Genomic DNA, 19,196 nt, shown 5'->3' with positions numbered 1-19,196 from the left:
AAAAACCGGCAAACGATTCTGACAGCTAACCCGTAACCTGCATTAGCTTTTATGGCGTTGGATGCATGATGACAAGTACGAATATCAGTTGACATCCGCATCGCAATTTCGTCGTAACGCGAGCGTAGGTCATATTCGCGGCTCAATTGCGGCTGGAAATCCTTCGTTAACCGTAGTTCTGTACGACAGTTTCATCAGTTGCGTGCAGCGGGTCGGGTAGACAGTTGTGCATGGAGGCGCACATAAAAAGCGCGGGCATCGCTATTCGATGCCACCAATTCAATATTAGTCGATCGTGATGGCGAATGCATTTTCGAAACGGTGAAAAAGCAACGACACTATCTTCAGGCATGCGGCAATGGCTCGCGCTTGCTGTGTTTTTCTTTGTCGGCGTCTTTCACGTTGGTGCCACTTTAGCAGACGAGCAGAATAACACGCCGCTGACGGCGCTCACCTTCCGCATGGCGGGCGACGATCTGCGCACCCGCATTGTCGTGATGTTCGACCATGAACCGACGCTGACGACGCGTCTCTTCGACAACCCGCATCGTCTGGTGATCGAACTGCCCGAGACCCGTTTCGGCTTTGATGAAAAGAGTCTCGAAGCTAGAGGTCTTGTTTCCCATGTCCGCTATGGATTGGCCGGGAAGGGGCGCTCGCGCCTCATTCTGACCTTGCGCGGCCCCTTCAAGGTCGAAGACCTGCGCGTTTTGAAGAATGAAAGCGCGTCGGGCTATCGTCTCGTCGCGGATATTGTGGCAACTTCCGACCGGGAATTCACGGCACAGCTGCAACAGCGCTCCGAAATCACCAGTTCGACCGAGCGCAAATCTGTTGCAACACCGGATGCTGGCAAAAGCGAGATGCGTCCCTTTACGGTGATGATCGATCCCGGCCATGGCGGCATCGACAGCGGCGCCGAGAGCCTGAGCGGCATCAAGGAAAAAGATCTGACGCTGGCCTTTGGCGTCGAATTGCGGGACCGCCTGGCACAGGAAAAGAACATTCAGGTTCTGATGACCCGCGACGACGATACCTATCTTCGTCTTTCCGAACGCGTGCGCATCGCACGTCAGCATGAGGCCGATCTATTCATCTCTATCCATGCGGATACGATCAACCAGCACGATATTCGCGGTGCGACTGTCTATACGATCTCGGACAAGGCGTCAGACTCCGTAGCACGCGCTATGGCGGAACGCGAAAACAAATCCGACAATCTTGCCGGTGCCGCGCCGGAAGAAGTGCCGGAAGTGGCCGATATCCTGCTCGACTTGACGCGCCGCGAGACCCATACATTCTCGCTCAGCTTTGCGGAAAAAGTGATCACACATTTGCAGGGGCAGGTGAATCTCATCAACAATCCACATCGTTTTGCGGGGTTTCAGGTCCTGCGCGCGCCGGATGTTCCTTCCGTGCTGATCGAAATCGGCTATCTTTCGAATGCGGAAGACGAAAAACTGATCAGCAATCCGGAATGGCGCAAAAAACTTGCTGACCGGCTTGCGCTGGCAATTAAGTCGTTTGAAACGTTGCGGCGGCCAGCTGTTGTAACGAAAGGTTGATGGTCACCATAGCGATGCACGCATGCAACAGTTTGTCGTATTTTTGTACGGGTATTGAGCGTAAAGGCGTTAATTCTGTTAAAACCGACAAACGATCTTGCGTTTGACGCATTTGGTGGTCACTAAGCCCTGAGATCATGAGACCTTGCGAGGCTCGTGGGTTGGCGGTTGGCGCTTTGACGCTTATCATGGGACTAATCTGACGGCAGGATTCTGCGAATATGGTAAGGCTTATCGGATATTTCTTCGGAATTGGAACGGTGCTGTTGCTTCTGGTGGCAGGCGGCGTTGCCCTTTACGTGGGAAGCCTTTCCAAGGATTTGCCCGATTATGAGGTGCTCGCGAAGTATGAGCCGCCTGTCATGACACGCGTTCACGCGTCGGACGGTAGCCTTATGGCGGAATTTGCGCGCGAACGCCGCATGTACCTGCCGATCCAGGCTGTGCCGAACCGGGTCAAGGCTGCTTTCATCTCCGCCGAAGACAAGACCTTCTACGAACATCATGGTCTCGATTTCGGCGGTCTGGCACGCGCCGTTATCACCAACGTCAAGAATATGGGATCGGGTCGCCGTCCGATGGGCGCGTCGACCATTACACAGCAGGTGGCGAAAAACTTCCTTCTGTCCTCGACCCAAACCTATGACCGCAAGATTCGTGAAGCTATCCTGGCCATGCGCATCGAACAGGCCTATTCCAAGGATCGCATTCTCGAACTTTACCTGAACGAAATTTTCTTTGGCCTTGGCTCTTATGGTATCGCGAGCGCGGCGCTGACCTATTTCGATAAGTCGGTTGGCGAGCTGAACATTGCAGAAAGCGCATATCTCGCAGCATTGCCGAAAGGTCCGAACAATTATCATCCCTTCCGTCAGCCAGCCCGCGCCATGGAGCGTCGCAACTGGGTGATCGATCGTATGGCCGAAAACGGCTACATCACGACGGCGGAAGCAGAAGACGCCAAGAAGCAGCCGCTCGGCGTCACGTCGCGCAGCGATACGCATTACGTCTTTGCATCGGAATATTTCACCGAGGAAGTGCGTCGCCAGATCATCCAGAAATATGGCGTTGACGCCCTTTATGAAGGCGGTCTGTCCGTTCGCACCACGCTGAACCCAGTCCTGCAGGCCGAAGCGCGCAAGTCGCTGCAATCGGCGCTGTTGCGTTATGACGAAGCGCGCGGCTGGCGCGGCCCGCTGAAGAATGTCGAACTCGGCAATGACTGGGGCACCGCTTTTGGCGACATGCAGTCCTATTCAGATGTTCCCGAATGGCAGCTTGCCATCGTGCTCAATGTTTCCGCAGCGGGCGCCGATATCGGCCTACAGCCGCAAGTCGAAGCGACCGGATCGCGCAGCAAGGAGCGCAAGCGGGCCTTTATCTCTGCCGACGACATGAAGTGGGCGATGCGCGTCACCAATATTGGCGGCAAGCGCAGCAGCGCGAAATCGCCTGAAGGCGTGCTCAATCCCGGCGATATCATCTATGTCGCGAAAGAAGGCAACGGCTACCGGTTACAGCAACCGCCGAAGCTGGAAGGCGCGCTCGTCGCCATGGACCCGCATACGGGCCGTGTTCTGGCAATGGTCGGCGGTTTCTCCTATGCGGAATCAGAATTCAACCGCGCCACGCAGGCCTATCGCCAGCCGGGATCGTCGTTCAAGCCGTTCGTTTATTCGGCAGCCCTCGATAATGGTTACACACCGGCATCCGTGGTTCTCGACGGCCCGCTGGAAGTCAATCAGGGCGGTTCGCTCGGCGTTTGGGCTCCAAAGAACTATTCCGGAAAGTTCGCCGGTCCGTCCACGCTTCGCTATGGTATCGAGCAGTCGCGTAACGTGATGACCGTGCGTCTGGCGCAAGACATGGGTATGAAGCTTGTCGCCGAATATGCCGAACGTTTCGGCATTTACGACAAGATGCTGCCGGTTCTTTCCATGTCGCTCGGCGCTGGTGAAACCACCGTGCTGCGTATGGTGACGGCCTATTCCGTCATCGCCAATGGCGGCCAGAGCATCACGCCTTCGATGATCGACCGTATTCAGGATCGCTACGGCAAGACTGTGTTCAAGCACGATGCGCGCCAGTGCGAAGGCTGCAATGCGCAGGATTGGGCCAATCAGGAAGAGCCGACCCTGATCGACAATCGCGATCAGGTGCTGGATCCGATGACCGCCTATCAGATCACCTCGATGATGGAAGGCGTTGTTCAGCGCGGTACGGCGCAGATTCTGAAGAGCCTCGACCGCCCGCTGGCTGGCAAGACCGGCACGTCCAATGACGAAAAGGACGCATGGTTCGTGGGCTTTACGCCTGATCTCGTGGTCGGCGTCTTCATGGGCTATGATACACCGACGTCGCTTGGACGCGGCAATACCGGCGGCGGGCTGGCCGCGCCTGTGTTCAAGTCCTTTATGGAACAGGCGCTGGCCGGAACGCCCAAGGCGGACTTCCGCGTGCCGGAAGGCATGACGCTGATCGCGATCAACCGCAAGACCGGCATGCGCACCAATGAAGGCGATCCGAACCTCATCATGGAAGCCTTCAAGCCAGGCACCGGACCGTCTGACAGCTATTCGGTTATTGGTATGGATTCGTTCCGCGAAGGCTCGCCTGTCGCACCGCAATCGCCGCAGGCCACGCGCGCGATCAGCTCTGGTTCCGGCGGACTTTACTGATTGGAATAATGGGCTTTTGCCTTTACACAGCGGGGCGTCGTGACTATGGTCCGCGGCGCTTGGACTGACTGTCCGACGCTGGAATGATGAGCCGGGCTTCGCGTTCGGTTTGATGTTCCCGTTGAGATACGAATTACTGAAGGAACGATTTGCCCATGCGCGCGGAAATCGAGACGCTGGTTGACGAAATCCAGCAGGCCATAAGCCTGCTGAGGAGGCATCTTTGACTGGGATCAGGCGATAAAACGTCTCGGCTATCTCAACCAGAGAGCCGAAGATCCCACACTTTGGAATGATGCCCAGGAAGCCCAGAAGCTGATGCGTGAGCGCCAGCAGCTGGAAGACAGCATAAACGGCATCAATCAGCTTACCCAGACATTGAACGACAGCATTGAACTCATCGCCATGGGCGAGGAGGAAGGCGACAAGTCGATCATCGACGACGCGGAAAACACCATCCGCGAACTCAAGGTCGAGATTGATCGCCGCCAGATCGACATGCTGCTGTCGGGTGAAGCCGATGCGAACGACACCTATGTCGAAGTGCATGCCGGCGCCGGCGGCACGGAAAGCCAGGACTGGGCCTCGATGCTGCTGCGCATGTATACGCGCTGGGCGGAACGCAACGGCCGCAAGGTCGAGGTGATGGAAGTGCACGAAGGCGAAGAAGCCGGCATCAAGTCGGCGACCATTCTCGTCAAGGGGCACAATTCATACGGCATGATGAAAACCGAATCGGGCGTTCATCGTCTCGTTCGCATCTCCCCTTATGATTCTAATGCCCGCCGTCATACCTCCTTCGCCAGCATCTGGGTCTATCCCGTGATCGATGACAATATCGATGTGCAGGTGACGGAAGCAGACGTTCGCATCGATACTTATCGTGCATCGGGTGCGGGTGGTCAGCACGTCAACACGACGGACTCTGCGGTGCGTATCACGCATATCGCGACCGGTATCGTGGTGCAGTGTCAGGCGGAACGTTCGCAGCACAAGAACCGTGAAAAAGCATGGTCCATGTTGCGCGCGCGTTTGTATGAGGAAGAGCTGAAGAAGCGCGAAGAAGCGACCGACGCAGCCAATGCCACCAAGACCGATATCGGCTGGGGGCATCAGATTCGGTCCTACGTTCTGCAGCCATACCAGTTGGTGAAGGATCTGCGCACCGGCGTGGAAAGCACCAATCCGCAGGAAGTGCTGGACGGCGCTGTGACGCCTTTCATGGAGGCAGCGCTTGCCCATCGCATTCAGGGCGGCGGCGAAATGATCGACGATATCGACTGATACCGCTTCGAAATCTGCCAATATCAAAAACCCGGTCTGAGCGCCGGGTTTTCATTTATGTATTAGAGCGCATCCCGAAAAGTGTGAAACGGTTTTCGGAAAAGATGCGCGTTAAACAAACAATTAGAGCGCCGATCTGATCCAATCAGATCGAAACGCGCTCTAAAGAAGCGGCTCTATCTGCTTACCAGCCTTGAGAAAATTGACCGGATTAACCGGGCGACCATTCTCGCGAACTTCATAATGAAGATGACTGCCGGTTGAACGTCCGGTGCTGCCCGCCTGTCCGATGACCGTGCCGCGTGCGATCTTTTGCCCGTCGCGGACCAGAACCTGCGAGAGATGCGCGAAGCGAGTGGCAAAGCCGTTGCCATGGTCGATCTCGACCATATTGCCATAGCCGCCGAAGCGTCCTGCCTTCATGACCGTTCCGGCCGCCGTGGCTTTTACCGTCTGGCCATAGGCTGCGCGAAAATCAATGCCCGAATGGAAGGCGGCGCTCCCGAAAAACGGATCGCTGCGATACCCAAAAAGGCTCGTTACCGGCATTCCGGGGGCAGGATTTGCCAGCGGCATCGCCTTGATCTGTTTGCGAACGCTGTCGAGCCTCTCCAGAGCGCTGTCGAGGTTGCGGATCTGCATGTCGAAATCGTTGACGACTGTGCCGGGCGCTGAAATCGGGATCAGCGGACCACCCATGGCGGAATGCGCACTGTCTGACGTTTCTATGCGCAGACCGGCGGAATTCAGCGTATCGACGATGGTGTCAGCTTTTTCATAAGCAGCATCGGCCAGATTGCGCACCTTGCCATTCTGCTCGCTTTCGATGCGATGCAGGGTCTGATTGATGGTGGCAAGCAGCTTGTCGGAGGTTTCGATTGTGGATTCACCCGACATGCCGCCAGCAAGACGCAAGCCCAGCGGTCCCGCATCGGCGCGACGCTCCGGCTTGGCGTTTGTGGGCACAGGCCCGGTTATGATCGGATCGATGCCGGGAAAGTCCCGCCCGCCAATCGCTTCGTCGGGGATAAGCTGGCTATGCTCTTCGGCGAAGGGTGCGGGCTGCGAAGGCATATCCGGCATTGGCTGCAGCTTCGAGGCCCGTTCCAGCAAAGGCGCCAGCTTGCCGTCGCGCGCGCTCAGCGTCTGCTGGCGCTGCATCAGCTCGGCAAGCTTGTTTTCCATGACCTGCTGATCGAGCATCTGGCGGCTTGTGATGCGGTCGACTTCCGTGCGCAGCAAGGAAATCCGGTCTTCATAAAGCTGCTGATTGCGTGCTTGTCGCGCAATGCCCGAACTGATCAGATCGTCACGCAGCACCAGATAGGCTGTTGAGCCGAGATAAGCGGCTGAAAGCGTCAGAAAGGCCACTCCGCCTGCGATGGCCATCCATGGGCGAAAGGTGAAATGGCTGATTTTCTCGCCGCGAGCGATAATGACGACAGGTGGTTCCTTGCGTTCGCCAAAGACCGTGTTTCCCGCTGTTTTCGCCCGCTTATTCGTCATGGCACCCGCATGCCCCTCAAAGTCTGGCGGAACGTTTCAGAAAAACGTACCGATTCCCTAAGCTTGATTACAACTTATTAGGGTTAACAAAGCTTTGCATTTGTGGCTTGCGCCAGCCATGCGGGGCGGAAATGCGGTCAGATGGTTACAGGAGGCAGCGCGCGGGCCGCTTCAAGCACCTCTTCGGCGTGACCGGCGACTTTCACCTTGTTCCAGACATGGGCGATACGACCAGCAGCATCGATCAGAAAGGTCGTGCGCTCGACGCCCATATATTTGCGGCCATACATGCTCTTCTCGACCCATACGCCATAGGCTTCGAGGGCCGTACGCTCTTCGTCTGCGACGAGATCGACGGTCAGCTCGTGCTTTTCTCGAAATTTGGCATGTTTCTTGGCGCTGTCTGGCGACAGGCCGATCACCCGCGCGCCGATTTTATCGAATTCCGGCTTCAATTGTGAAAACGCAATCGCTTCCTTGGTACAGCCAGACGTGTCATCCTTGGGGTAGAAATAGAGGACGACAGGCTTGCCTTTAAGCGATGACAGGGTGAGTTGGCCGCAGCCCAAAAGTCCATCCGACGGCAAGCTGAAATCCGGTGCCGTTTCGCCAACTTGGGGATGAGCCATATCTGCGCCTTTCTTTTGTGGATTAGCATGGAAATCACCTGCTACAGTCCGAGCTATCGCATTCGAGTGACGCTTGTGCAACCTTGGAAACGGCATCGTTATAGAGATTGGCGAAATGTCGGAAAAAGGGACAAAGCCTGAAATGCAGGCACTGTCTCAGGTGGAAAGGGCGAGTAAAATCAATTCCATACGATTGTTTCGTGATTCAATTTATGAAACGTCGTCGATTGCAGCACTTGATATCCGGCTGGGTTGTTGACAGAGAAACCGAAACGAATCCGCTTCAGCAAGCGGGAAATGGATAGAATCGAGCGTCTGGCCGCTGACGGTATGGATGGTCTCGCAAACAGCCCGCTGCGCACGGGGCGGTCTTTTACGTCGCGTTGTTCCCATGCTTTCGTTTCGATCTGCATTCTGCTCGTTCTGGTTGGCGGTGCTGGTTTTCTGATTCTCCGGGGTGGCGTAAACAGCGAACTTTTACGCAATGAAGCGCAGAAAGCCCTGATAGGCGTTCTGGGCGATGGCGCTACGGCATCGATCGGCAGCGCTGCATTATCGCTCGATCAGGATAGCCATGTCGCCATGGAAGCACGCGATGTTTCCGTGGCTGACCCTAGCCAGGGCGTGGAAATCAAAGGCATCCGATCCGTCCGTCTCGGTCTGGCCCCTCTGCCGCTGCTGACGGGCTCTGTTCGCGTGGCGCAGCTTGAGGTCGAGGGCGTGACCTTCGATATGCCAGAGGCCAAGGGCGACGGTTTCTGGAAATCCCTGCCTTACGATGAGCGCGGCATCGTCGATTTCGATGCGGTATCGGAGCAGATTTTTGCAGCCATGCGCAAGAGCGTGGAGCTTTTACGCCAGCAGGACACGCGCGCCATCGGCATTTTCAACAGCACGATCCGCTTTAAGGCCGGCGATGCGCAGCAGTCCGTGGATATCCAAAGTGCGCGACTGGTCGAAGATCAGGGCAAGATTGCCATCAAGGGCGAATTGCTTTGGGAGGGCAAGAGAATAGCGATCGACGGCAAGATTGATCGCAATGGGGCCGATAACAGCCTTCAGGGCTTTACGCTTAACATCAACGATATTCCCGTGACGCTCGGCTCGCCGCCCGAAGTAACGCCGGTTATGGCAAATAACAGGGTCAACCCTGCACATTTTGAACTGCACGGGCAGGCGAAAGTTACGCTGTCCGGAACGGCGGCGACAGCCGATCAGCCGGAACGCCTTAGCGTCGATCTCGGCGTCGATGGTATCGACATGCAGATGGGGCGGGTTGAAGATGTGCGCGGCCACGCGCTTTTGAGTCTTGAGCATCAGGTGGGCAGCCGAAAGATCGAGATCAAGCAATCGGAGCTGCAATTGGGCGGATTGCAGGCGCAGTTCAATGGCGCATTTGGGCCCGAGCCGGAAGATACGGGCAATCCGGATGGCCCGGCCTATCGTTTTGAGGTTTTGACCAGTTCGGCAACCAGCATGCCAGCGGAATCGACCGAACCGCCGCTGTCCTTTGCAAGCCGCATATCGGGGCGTTTTCTGGCCGATCAACTGCGTGTGCAGTTTGCCAATCTTGATGTGAAGACCGAAAACGGCCAGCTTTACGGGCAGGGCGGCATGGCCTTCGGCAACGGTTCGCCTGAAATGATTTTCATGCTGCGCATTCCAAAAATGCCCGTGGCAGATGCCAAACATCTCTGGCCAATCGATGTGGCCGACGGCGCGCGGGAATGGGTGTTGAAAAACCTCTACGGCGGCATGATGAAGGACAGCCAGATCGACATCTCGCTCGCGGCAGGACGCTTTAACGGACCGGGCCTGCCGCCGCCGCTGACGGGCGACGAAATCAAGGGCGATTTCAACGTGTTCGATACGCGTCTGGATGTTGTCGGGGAATTACCGCCGGTGCGCGATGCCGACGGCGTCATCACCGTTCGCGGTGCGCATACGACGATCAAGCTCCCCAAAGGCGTTGTCTATACAGCGCAAAACAGAAAAGCCGACGTTTCCAACGGCATGTTGATCATTCCATGGGGGCCTCAGCGACCGGTGATTTCCGATCTCGATATCACGGTTTCGGGCGATGCTTCCGCCATCGCCGAGATCGCCGGTAAAAAGCCGATCGACGTCCTGAAAAATGTGCCATTCCTACCGGAAGACGTATCGGGCGATGTGAAGGCACAGGTGAAGGTCAGCTTCGCCGTGTCGAAGGATCCGCCGCCCGGCACCTTGAAATGGAACGCCGATATCGGTTTCAATAATCTCGATATTGCAAAGCCGGTTGGCGGCTCGAATGTCAGCGATGCGACGGGCACGATCAAGGTCGATCAGACCGCCGCCGTCATCACGGCTGATGCAAAACTCGACGGGGTGCCCGGCAAGGTGACGATGGTCGAGCCCGTTGATCTGTCCGGGCCTGCGAAGCGTGATCAGAAGATCAAGTTGGAAATCGACGACAAGACCCGCAACGCGGTGTTTCCGGGACTTAACACCGTCTTTTCGGGGCCAATGTCGGTCGATCTGAGTATGGCGGAAGGCGGTAAGCGCCACGTTACTGCCGATCTTGGCAAGACGCAGGTGGATCTTTCATGGCTCGGTTGGCGCAAGGGCGCTGGCATACCGGCCAAGGCCACCTTCGATTTCGTCCAGAACCCGGACGACAAGAGCAAAATTGATATCACCAATCTGGTCTTCACTGGTGATGCCTTCGGCGTGAAGGGCAATCTGTCTATTGCCAAGGGCGACTTCCAGTCCGCGGATTTCAGCGAGCTGCGTCTCAACCGGAATGACGAACTTTCCGTCAAGGCCACCAAGGGCGCCAATGGCTACCGTGTGACCGTGCGCGGATCGCAATTCGACGCGCGCGCTTTGATCAAGCAGGCATCAGATCTGGGCGGCAAGGGCACCAGCGGCAAAAGCAAGGGACCACGTGTGGTCGTAAGCGCGCAGGTCGATGAAGTCAGCGGCTTCAACGGCGAGTCCTTGCGCAATGTCGCCATTTCCTACGAAAGCTCCGGCAACCGCCTTGCCGGTGTTTCTGTCAATGCCCAGACCTCATCCGGTCAGTCTTTCGTCGCGACGAATAACGATCAGGGTGATGCCCGCTCTATCTCGCTTCAGTCAAACGATGCGGGCGCGGTTCTGCGTTTCTTCGACTTCTACGACAAGATGCGCGGCGGCAAGATAACGGTCGGCCTTGCAGCGCAGGGCGACGGTCCATTGCGCGGACAGATCGATGCTCGTAATTTTGCGATCATCAACGAGCCGCGACTGGCCAAGCTCGTGTCGAGCCCGCCTGCAAGCGGGGGCGCGAGCCTCAACCAGGCGGTAAAGCGTGACATCGATGTGTCGCGCGTCGATGTCGAACGCGGCTTCTCGCTGATCGAAAAGGGCGATGGCTATCTCAACCTGTCGAAAGGCGTGGTGCGCGGGCCATCGGTCGGCACCACTTTTCAGGGAACGCTCTACGATCCGCAGGGCAATATGTCGATCACCGGCACCTTTATGCCCGCCTATGGCGTGAACCGCCTGTTCGGAGAAGTGCCTATCGTCGGCATGTTGCTGGGCAATGGCCGCGACCGAGGCCTGATCGGTATCACCTATAAGCTTACGGGAAGCGCGAAACAGCCGCAGGTGGTCGTCAATCCGATCTCGATCATCGCGCCGGGCATCTTCCGCTCGATCTTTGAATTTTAAAAAATAAAGCCGGGCAGGAGCCCGGCTTCTTCTTTGAATCGGTACCGATTGGCCAGATCAGGCGGGGCGGATAAGCACGTGGCGCTTCTTGCCAAGCGACAGCTTGATGACGCCCTGATCATTCAACGCGCTGGCATCAATCATCATGCGCGGATCGCTGACCGGTTCGTCATTTATGCGTACAGCGCCACCTTCCACATGACGGCGCGCTTCGCCGTTGGTGGTGCAGAGTTCTGCGAGAACCATCAGCGCCAGAATACCGATGCCGCTGTTGAGCGTGGCCTTGTGGACGCCAACTGTCGGAAGATTTTCGGACAGTTCGCCGTCCTCAAAGGTCTTGCGAGCGGTTTCGGCTGATTCTTCCGCAGCGTCGCGGCCATGCAGCATGGCGGTAACTTCGGTGGCGAGGATTTTCTTCGCTTCGTTGATTTCCGAACCTTCGAGCGCCGCCAGCTTGGCGATCTCATCCAGCGGAAGCGTCGTGTAGAGCTTCAGGAACCGTTCCACGTCGGCATCTTCGGTGTTGCGCCAGTATTGCCAGAAGTCATAGGCGCTCAGCATTTCCGCATTGAGCCATATAGCGCCGCCCAGCGACTTGCCCATCTTTTGGCCAGAAGCGGTGGTCAGCAGCGGGGAAGTTAGGGCGTAGAGCTGCGACGTCCCCATGCGGTGGCCGAGGTCGATACCGTTGATGATATTGCCCCACTGGTCGGAGCCGCCCATCTGCAGGCGCACATCGTAACGCTTGTTCAGCTCAACAAAGTCGTAAGCCTGCAGGATCATGTAGTTGAATTCGAGGAAGGACAACGACTGCTCACGATCAAGGCGCGTCTTCACCGAATCGAAGGACAGCATGCGATTGACCGAGAAGTGACGGCCTACATCGCGCAGGAATTCGAGGTAATTGATGTTGCGCAGCCAGTCGGCATTGTTGACCATCAGCGCGTCTGTGGCGCCGTCACCGAAGGTGAGGTAGTTCGCGAAGACGCGCTTGATGCCGGCAATGTTCTCGGCAATCGTATCTTCAGTCATCAGCTTGCGCGCTTCGTCCTTGAAGGACGGATCGCCAACCATGCCCGTGCCGCCGCCCATCAGGGCTACGGGCCTGTGACCGGTCTGCTGGAGCCAATGCAGCAACATGATCTGGATAAGGCCGCCCGCGTGCAGACTTGGTGCCGTCGGGTCGAAGCCGATATAAGCCGTCACGGTTTCCTTGGCCAACAATTCGTCGAGGCCGCTTTCATCGGAAATCTGATGAATGAAGCCACGCTCGGAAAGCGTGCGAAGAAAATCGGATTTGAAACCGGACATTCCTTTTTCCTGACTGGTAAGGCGAAGTTGAAACTGGAGTAAGCGGATGCGTACAACAAAGTGATAAGTTGGCCTTTAGCACCAATCAACCGCCAATAACAAGGAAACTCCCCAACGAGTGGGGAAACGCGCAATTTGAGCAGGTTTCGTCAACAGCTTCGATTGTTCAGTGCTGTGCTGTGTTCGAGAATAGATTGAGAACCACGACGCCTGCGATAATCAATCCCATGCCCGCGACGGCGGCAAAATCCAGCTTCTGGCCGAACACGAGCCAGCCGATCAGCGCGACCAGCGTGACGCCAATCCCCGACCAGACCGCATAGGCAATGCCGACGGGGATCGTCTTCAATGTCAGGGATAGAAAATAAAACGCGAGCCCGTAGGCGATGATCACCACGACGGATGGACCAAGACGGGTAAAACCGTCCGACGCCTTGAGGCTTAATGTACCGATGACTTCGGAGCAGATGGCAATGGCGAGAAGAGCATAGACCGGCATGGCGCACCTGCTGAGAAACGAATCGACCTGATGAGAAACACTATGCATAAAAAATCCGGCGGAGCGATCCGCCGGATAAGACCAGGTCAATCTGGTTTGCGACTGTACTGTTTGCTTAGCGCAGACGCTTCGGACGCGCTTCGACCAGTTCGCCCATCAGACGGCGGTCGAGATATTCCGAGCATTCTTCGATCAGCTGGTCGCCGTGACCCGCAAAGAAGTGGTTGGCGCCTTCAATCGTATTCTGCGTGATGGTGATGCCCTTCTGGGTCTTGAGCTTGTCCACCAGCGCCTGCACATCCTTGGGCGGTGCGACCTTGTCCTGATCGCCATGGATGATGAGACCGGACGAGGGGCAGGGCGCGAGGAACGAGAAGTCGTAGGTGTTGGGCTGCGGCGCGACCGAGATGAAGCCTTCGATTTCCGGGCGGCGCATCAGAAGCTGCATGCCGATCCATGCGCCGAAGGAATAACCGGCCACCCAGCAATTCTTGGAATCAGGATGCAGGGCCTGCACCCAGTCGAGCGCGCTCGCCGCATCCGACAATTCGCCTGCGCCGTGATCGAATTCGCCCTGGCTGCGGCCAATGCCGCGGAAGTTGAAGCGCAGGGTCGTAAAACCGCGCTGCTGGAACATATAGAACAGATCGTAGACGATCTTGTTGTTCATTGTGCCGCCGAATTGCGGATGCGGGTGCAGGATGAGCGCGATGGGCGCATTCTTTTCCTTGGAAGGCTGATAGCGGCCTTCGAGGCGTCCGGCAGGTCCGTTAAAAATGACTTCTGGCATGTGTACTCCGCTTGTAACGGGAAGACCGGACCGGAAGCTGCGAACTTGACGTTGCGGGACGCCGCTTCTAGAACCGATTTGAAATTTGGACAGGCTGAACCCGAAGTTCAGCACGCAGTAATGGCTTAATAGGCTTTTCCCGATTGAAAATTCAAGGAAATTGCGCTCGAAGCCCATTCTTGACGTTATTTAGGAGATAGGGACGGTGAACGCGAGCGGCAAGAGGCTCTATCTGGACTATAATGCCAGTGCGCCTTTGCTCGATGAAGCGCGTGAGGCGGTCATCGAGGCGTTGGGCATTACGGGCAATCCGTCCTCCGTGCATCGCGAGGGCCGCGCCGCGCGTGCGCTGGTGGAAGCGGCGCGCCGCCGCGTTGCATCGCTGGTCAATGCAAAGCCCGAACATGTCTTCTTCACTTCAGGCGCGACCGAGGCTGCATCGACGCTTTTGACGCCGAATTACATGATTGGTCGCTCGCCGGTGCGTCTTTCGCATCTTTATGTCAGCGCGACCGAACACCCCTGCATGACCGCTGGCGGTCAGTTTACGACTGAGAGCATCACCACATTGCCCGTCGATGAAAACGGCATTTTGCGGCTTGATGTTTTGAAGCAGGCGCTCGCTGCCCATGACAAGAGCAAAGGCCTGCCACTGGTCGCTGTGCAGGCCGCGAATAACGAAACCGGCGTCATTCAGCCCGTGGCGGAAATTGCCGCTGTCGTCAAAGCTGCGGGCGGCGTTTATGTTGTGGACGCGGTTCAGGCTGCTGGGCGCATTCCGCTCGATATTTCAGTCAATTGCGGCGATTATCTTATCGTTTCGTCCCACAAGATCGGCGGCCCGAAGGGTGTCGGCGCAGTTATCGCCATTTCCGACCTGATGATGCCGCGGGCGCTGGTGCGCGGCGGCGGTCAGGAAAAGGGGCATCGTGCAGGCACAGAGGCTTTGCCGCTGATCGCGGGCTTCGGCGCTGCTGCCGATGTTGCAAAAAAGCGGCTTGAAAGTGGGGGCTGGTCTTCCGATATGCGGGATAGGCTTGAAGCGGGCATTTTGGAAATCGCACCCGGTGCGGTCATCCACGGCAAAGCCGTGGATCGTCTTGCGAACACGACATTCTTTTCGCTCGATGGCCAGAAGGCCGAGACAGTCCAGATCGCCTTCGATCTTGGCGGAATAGCGCTGTCCGCCGGTTCGGCCTGTTCGTCAGGCAAGGTCGGTCCAAGCCACGTGCTGGCCGCCATGGGTCAGGAGGACGGACCGGGCGCGATCCGTGTTTCGCTGGAGCCGGATGTCAGTGCGGATTCGGTCGACGCGTTTCTCGCGGTGCTGCGCACAATCGTTGAGCGTTACAACAGCAGAAAATAGCCGGCTGAACTGATTTTGCGCTCGAATGGGCGCCAAGTTTGCGCCATTCCCAAAATATTCTTGAATTTTTCGGACAAATTTAAGTGCAGCGCTTGAAATCTAGTTTAGAGAGGTTTTAAAGAGGCGTCACGCACACTATATTGAGGCGGTATTGTTCAAGACATATCACCTTGACGTTTGCAACTGTCGGGCCTTGACCCCGACGAGGATGGAGAACGCCAATGCCTGCAGTGCAGGAGACCATTGATCAGGTCCGCGGCCTTGACGTGGATCAGTACAAGTACGGCTTCGAAACGACGATCGAAGCAGAGAAGGCTCCCAAGGGCCTGAACGAAGACATCATTCGCTTCATCTCCGCCAAGAAGAATGAGCCGGAATGGATGCTGGAATGGCGTCTGAAGGCTTATGAACGCTGGCTCACCATGGAAGAGCCAAGCTGGGCGCGTGTCGATTATCCGAAGATCGATTTCCAGGACGCTTATTATTACGCGGCCCCGAAGAACCAGAGCGGCCCGAAGTCGCTGGACGAAGTCGATCCGGAACTTCTCAAGACCTACGAAAAGCTTGGCATTCCGCTGCGCGAGCAGGAAATTCTTGCGGGCGTTCGCAAGCAGGGCGATCCGAGCGAAATTGACGGCAATCCGTCCGATAACGTCTATGCATCCGGTCGCGTGGCCGTCGATGCCGTGTTCGATAGCGTGTCGGTCGTGACCACCTTCAAGGAAGAACTGTCCAAAGCGGGCGTGATCTTCTGCTCGATTTCGGAAGCGATCCGCGAGCATCCGGAGCTGGTGCAGAAATATCTGGCGTCAGTCGTTCCGGTGTCGGACAATTATTATGCCACGCTGAATTCGGCTGTCTTCACGGATGGTTCGTTCGTCTATGTTCCGAAGGGCGTTCGCTGCCCGATGGAGCTTTCGACCTATTTCCGTATCAACGAGAAGAACACCGGCCAGTTCGAACGCACGCTCATCATCGCTGATGAAGGCGCTTATGTTTCCTATCTGGAAGGCTGCACCGCACCACAGCGCGATGAAAACCAGCTGCACGCCGCCGTGGTGGAACTGGTTGCAATGGAAAACGCCGAAATCAAATATTCGACGGTCCAGAACTGGTTCCCGGGCGACAAGGACGGCAAGGGCGGCATCTACAACTTCGTGACCAAGCGTGGCGATTGTCGTGGCGACAATTCCAAGATTTCGTGGACGCAGGTTGAAACCGGCTCCGCCATCACCTGGAAATACCCGTCCTGCATTCTGCGCGGCGACAATTCACGCGGCGAGTTCTACTCGATTGCCGTGTCGAACGGTCATCAGCAGATCGACTCGGGCACCAAGATGATCCATCTCGGCAAGAACACGTCGAGCCGCATCATTTCCAAGGGTATTTCGGCTGGCAAGTCGAACAACACCTATCGCGGACAGGTTTCTGCCCATCGCAAGGCTGAAAATGCCCGCAACTTCACCCAGTGTGACTCGCTTCTGATCGGCAACGATTGCGGCGCGCATACGGTGCCGTATATCGAAGCAAAGAACGCTACGGCGCAGTTCGAGCACGAGGCAACCACCTCCAAGATTTCCGAAGATCAGCTGTTCTACGTGATGCAGCGCGGCATTCCGGAAGAGGAGGCAATCGCTCTCATCGTCAATGGCTTTGTGAAGGAAGTCATTCAGGAACTGCCGATGGAGTTCGCCGTCGAAGCCCAGAAGCTTATCGGCATCTCGCTTGAGGGCAGCGTCGGTTAACCGACGCATTCCTCCCTTCTCGCATCAGATTTTCTGGCCAGCCTTTTCCTGGCATTAGAACAAGGTTTACATTCATGCTTGAGATCAAGAACCTCCATGCAAAGATCGCCGACACGGATACCGAGATCATCCGTGGCCTGAACCTCACCGTGAACAAGGGTGAAGTGGCTGCGATCATGGGTCCGAACGGTTCGGGCAAGTCCACGCTGTCCTACATCCTCGCTGGCCGCGACGACTACGAAGTGACCGAAGGCGACATTCTTTATAACGGCGAGTCGATCCTTGAACTCGACCCGGCAGAACGCGCCGCTAAGGGCATTTTCCTCGCTTTCCAATATCCGATGGAAATACCGGGCGTTGCCACGATGGAATTCCTGAAGGTTGCGATGAACAGCCAGCGCAAGGCGCGCGGCGAGCCGGAACTGAAGATTCCGGAATTCATCAAGCGCGTGAAGGACGTTGCCGGCGGCCTCAACATCGACATGAATATGCTCAAGCGCCCGCTCAATGTCGGCTTCTCGGGCGGCGAAAAGAAGCGCGCTGAAATTCTTCAGATGCAGCTTCTGGAACCAAGCCTTTGCGTGCTCGACGAAACCGACTCCGGCCTCGACATCGATGCGCTGAAGATCGTTTCGGAAGGCGTCAATGCGCTGCGTTCGCCAGATCGCGCCGTGATCGTCATCACCCACTATCAGCGTTTGCTCGAATACATCGTTCCCGATAGCGTGCACGTGCTTTACAAGGGCCAGGTCATCAAGTCTGGCGACAAGAGCCTCGCACTGCATCTGGAAGAAAACGGTTATGCCGAAGTAATCGGCGAAGCAGCCTGAGGAGGATTGGATTATGAATATCCAGACCGCTCAGACAACAAAGCCGAGGACGCCCGCTGAAAGCGCGCTGATCGACAATTTTGGCGATCTTATCGGCAATTTGTCCGGTAACGGCGATGTTGTTATCGCACGCGATACGGCGCTTGAACTGCTCAAGACCAACGGGCTACCGTCCCGCCGCATTGAAAGCTGGCATTACACGGATTTCCGGACGCTTTTGAAGGGCGTTGCGCCTTTTGATAGCGCCGCCGGTACGAAACCGCTTGCGGCTTTTCTTGCCGGTTCCACCATCCTTGCCGCCAGCAATGGCGTTGCGCTGGATGCCAAGGCGCCTGAAGGCGTGTCGCTGACGCCGGTGCGTGAAGCGCTGGCCGACGGCTCGCTGGCTCTTCAGCTGAAAGCGCGCGGCACGGACGATACGATTGGTCAGATCAACGCTGCCTATGTCAGCGATGGCTGGATGATTTCGATTGCCGACGGCACGGAACTGGAAGCGCCTCTCGAAATCCAGAACATCCAGAAAATCGGGCAGGGCCACACGCGTTTCCCGGTTCGCATCGGCTCCGATGTCAAGGCAACGATCATCGAGCGCCAGAATGGCGGCGAGGGCGATGCCTTCTCCACATCGGTGAGCCATGTTTCGGTTGGTGACGGCGCGGAAGTCCTTTGGGTCATCCTGCGCGATTTCGGTCAGGCGACACAGCTTTCGCAGTTCAATGCGACGATTGGCAAGGGCTCCAAGCTCACGCTCTATATCGTCAATGCGGGCGGCAAGCTGGTTCGTCAGGAAGTGCACGTCAATGTGACGGGTGAAGATTCCGACTTCGAGCTTCGCGGCCTCAATCTTCTGGCCGACGACACCCACACCGACATCACCATGACGGTCGGTCATCTGGTGGAGAACACGCGTTCGACCCAGATCATCCGCAATGTGGTGAAGGACCGTGCGCGCGGCGTTTTCCAGGGTATGATCCGCGTCGCGCAGATCGCCCAGAAGACCGATGCGCGCATGGCCTGCAACACGCTTCTGCTTTCTGATGAAGGCGAGTTCGACGCCAAGCCGGAACTCGAAATCTTCGCGGATGACGTGGCCTGTGGTCACGGCGCAACGGTGACCGAGCTTTCCAAGGACTATCTGTTCTATCTGATGGCCCGCGGTGTTCCGGAAAATGAGGCGCGTGGCCTGCTGATCAAGGCATTCATCGCCGAGATCATCGAAGAGCTGGAAGACGAAACGCTGGTTGAAGCACTGGAAGCGGTGCTGTCCAACTGGCTCGCCGTTCATGCCTGAGTAAATCGG

General features: G+C 56.8%; 13 protein-coding genes. 8 read left to right on the top strand and 5 right to left on the bottom strand.

Annotated features, from left to right (window positions below):
- The first annotated feature begins 461 nt into the window (after nt 1–461).
- From JAU75_RS02590 to prfB, 3 genes are all read left to right on the top strand, one after another.
- Nucleotides 462–1,565, top strand: coding sequence for an N-acetylmuramoyl-L-alanine amidase (locus JAU75_RS02590; protein ID WP_247880378.1), 1,104 nt, complete (start codon nt 462–464; stop codon nt 1,563–1,565).
- Between the two features lie 221 nt (nt 1,566–1,786).
- On the top strand, nt 1,787–4,243 hold the full coding sequence (locus JAU75_RS02585) for a penicillin-binding protein 1A (RefSeq protein WP_199054335.1): 2,457 nt from the start codon (nt 1,787–1,789) through the stop codon (nt 4,241–4,243).
- Between the two features lie 155 nt (nt 4,244–4,398).
- Nucleotides 4,399–5,527 (top strand): peptide chain release factor 2 gene (prfB, locus tag JAU75_RS02580; RefSeq protein ID WP_199054333.1). Its coding sequence is split into 2 segments (ribosomal slippage): nt 4,399–4,467 and nt 4,469–5,527, totalling 1,128 coding nucleotides; the frame shifts between segments, so codons are not numbered across the junction.
- Between the two features lie 162 nt (nt 5,528–5,689).
- Here the strand turns inward: prfB and JAU75_RS02575 are convergent.
- Both JAU75_RS02575 and JAU75_RS02570 read right to left on the bottom strand, forming a co-directional pair.
- Complete coding sequence (locus JAU75_RS02575; protein ID WP_199054331.1) at nt 5,690–7,033, bottom strand: M23 family metallopeptidase; 1,344 nt, start codon at nt 7,031–7,033, stop codon at nt 5,690–5,692.
- A gap of 137 nt (nt 7,034–7,170) precedes the next feature.
- Nucleotides 7,171–7,662 carry a peroxiredoxin gene (locus tag JAU75_RS02570; RefSeq protein ID WP_199054328.1) on the bottom strand — a complete coding sequence of 164 codons (492 nt, stop codon included), beginning with the start codon at nt 7,660–7,662 and terminating at the stop codon, nt 7,171–7,173.
- 297 nt (nt 7,663–7,959) lie between these two features.
- On the opposite strand from JAU75_RS02570, the gene JAU75_RS02565 reads away from it, so the two are divergent.
- The gene (locus JAU75_RS02565) at nt 7,960–11,355 is read left to right on the top strand and encodes a DUF3971 domain-containing protein (RefSeq protein WP_199054324.1); all 3,396 of its coding nucleotides are present in this window, start codon (nt 7,960–7,962) and stop codon (nt 11,353–11,355) included.
- A gap of 57 nt (nt 11,356–11,412) precedes the next feature.
- On the opposite strand, the gene tyrS is transcribed toward JAU75_RS02565, so the two are convergent.
- From tyrS to JAU75_RS02550, 3 genes are all read right to left on the bottom strand, one after another.
- The gene (gene tyrS, locus JAU75_RS02560) at nt 11,413–12,666 is read right to left on the bottom strand and encodes a tyrosine--tRNA ligase (RefSeq protein ID WP_199054323.1); all 1,254 of its coding nucleotides are present in this window, start codon (nt 12,664–12,666) and stop codon (nt 11,413–11,415) included.
- 166 nt (nt 12,667–12,832) lie between these two features.
- The gene (locus JAU75_RS02555) at nt 12,833–13,165 is read right to left on the bottom strand and encodes an SMR family transporter (RefSeq protein WP_199054322.1); all 333 of its coding nucleotides are present in this window, start codon (nt 13,163–13,165) and stop codon (nt 12,833–12,835) included.
- Nucleotides 13,166–13,280: 115 nt separating this feature from the next.
- Nucleotides 13,281–13,955 (bottom strand): alpha/beta hydrolase, encoded by a 675-nt coding sequence (locus JAU75_RS02550; protein ID WP_199054321.1) that lies wholly within the window; start codon nt 13,953–13,955, stop codon nt 13,281–13,283.
- A gap of 205 nt (nt 13,956–14,160) precedes the next feature.
- Between JAU75_RS02550 and JAU75_RS02545 the strand changes: the two genes are divergently transcribed.
- The 4 genes from JAU75_RS02545 (at nt 14,161) to sufD (ending at nt 19,187) form a co-directional block, all read left to right on the top strand.
- Nucleotides 14,161–15,321 carry a cysteine desulfurase family protein gene (locus JAU75_RS02545; protein WP_199054319.1) on the top strand — a complete coding sequence of 387 codons (1,161 nt, stop codon included), beginning with the start codon at nt 14,161–14,163 and terminating at the stop codon, nt 15,319–15,321.
- A 221-nt stretch (nt 15,322–15,542) separates the two neighbouring features.
- A complete protein-coding gene (sufB, locus tag JAU75_RS02540) occupies nt 15,543–17,066 on the top strand; it encodes a Fe-S cluster assembly protein SufB (RefSeq protein ID WP_199054317.1) in 1,524 nt (507 codons plus the stop codon).
- Nucleotides 17,067–17,140: 74 nt separating this feature from the next.
- Nucleotides 17,141–17,896, top strand: coding sequence for a Fe-S cluster assembly ATPase SufC (sufC, locus tag JAU75_RS02535; RefSeq protein WP_078338532.1), 756 nt, complete (start codon nt 17,141–17,143; stop codon nt 17,894–17,896).
- Between the two features lie 13 nt (nt 17,897–17,909).
- Complete coding sequence (gene sufD, locus JAU75_RS02530; protein WP_199054315.1) at nt 17,910–19,187, top strand: Fe-S cluster assembly protein SufD; 1,278 nt, start codon at nt 17,910–17,912, stop codon at nt 19,185–19,187.
- The last annotated feature ends 9 nt before the right edge of the window (nt 19,188–19,196 follow it).

Origin of the sequence: Ochrobactrum sp. Q0168, from assembly GCF_016427605.1 — a bacterium.
In the GTDB taxonomy this organism is placed as follows: Bacteria; Pseudomonadota; Alphaproteobacteria; order Rhizobiales; family Rhizobiaceae; genus Brucella.
The sequence above is the reverse complement of the archived record's forward strand: the minus strand, read 5'-3'. Positions and strand labels throughout refer to the sequence as shown.

Bases quoted from the DNA above. Each gene is read 5' to 3' on its own strand.
- JAU75_RS02590 (WP_247880378.1), top strand. From the start codon at position 462: ATGGCGGGCGACGATCTGCGCACCCGCATTGTCGTGATGTTCGACCAT.
- JAU75_RS02585 (WP_199054335.1), top strand. From the start codon at position 1,787: ATGGTAAGGCTTATCGGATATTTCTTCGGAATTGGAACGGTGCTGTTG.
- JAU75_RS02575 (WP_199054331.1), bottom strand. From the start codon at position 7,033: ATGACGAATAAGCGGGCGAAAACAGCGGGAAACACGGTCTTTGGCGAA.
- JAU75_RS02570 (WP_199054328.1), bottom strand. From the start codon at position 7,662: ATGGCTCATCCCCAAGTTGGCGAAACGGCACCGGATTTCAGCTTGCCG.
- JAU75_RS02565 (WP_199054324.1), top strand. From the start codon at position 7,960: ATGGATAGAATCGAGCGTCTGGCCGCTGACGGTATGGATGGTCTCGCA.
- tyrS (WP_199054323.1), bottom strand. From the start codon at position 12,666: ATGTCCGGTTTCAAATCCGATTTTCTTCGCACGCTTTCCGAGCGTGGC.
- JAU75_RS02555 (WP_199054322.1), bottom strand. From the start codon at position 13,165: ATGCCGGTCTATGCTCTTCTCGCCATTGCCATCTGCTCCGAAGTCATC.
- JAU75_RS02550 (WP_199054321.1), bottom strand. From the start codon at position 13,955: ATGCCAGAAGTCATTTTTAACGGACCTGCCGGACGCCTCGAAGGCCGC.
- sufB (WP_199054317.1), top strand. From the start codon at position 15,543: ATGCCTGCAGTGCAGGAGACCATTGATCAGGTCCGCGGCCTTGACGTG.
- sufC (WP_078338532.1), top strand. From the start codon at position 17,141: ATGCTTGAGATCAAGAACCTCCATGCAAAGATCGCCGACACGGATACC.
- sufD (WP_199054315.1), top strand. From the start codon at position 17,910: ATGAATATCCAGACCGCTCAGACAACAAAGCCGAGGACGCCCGCTGAA.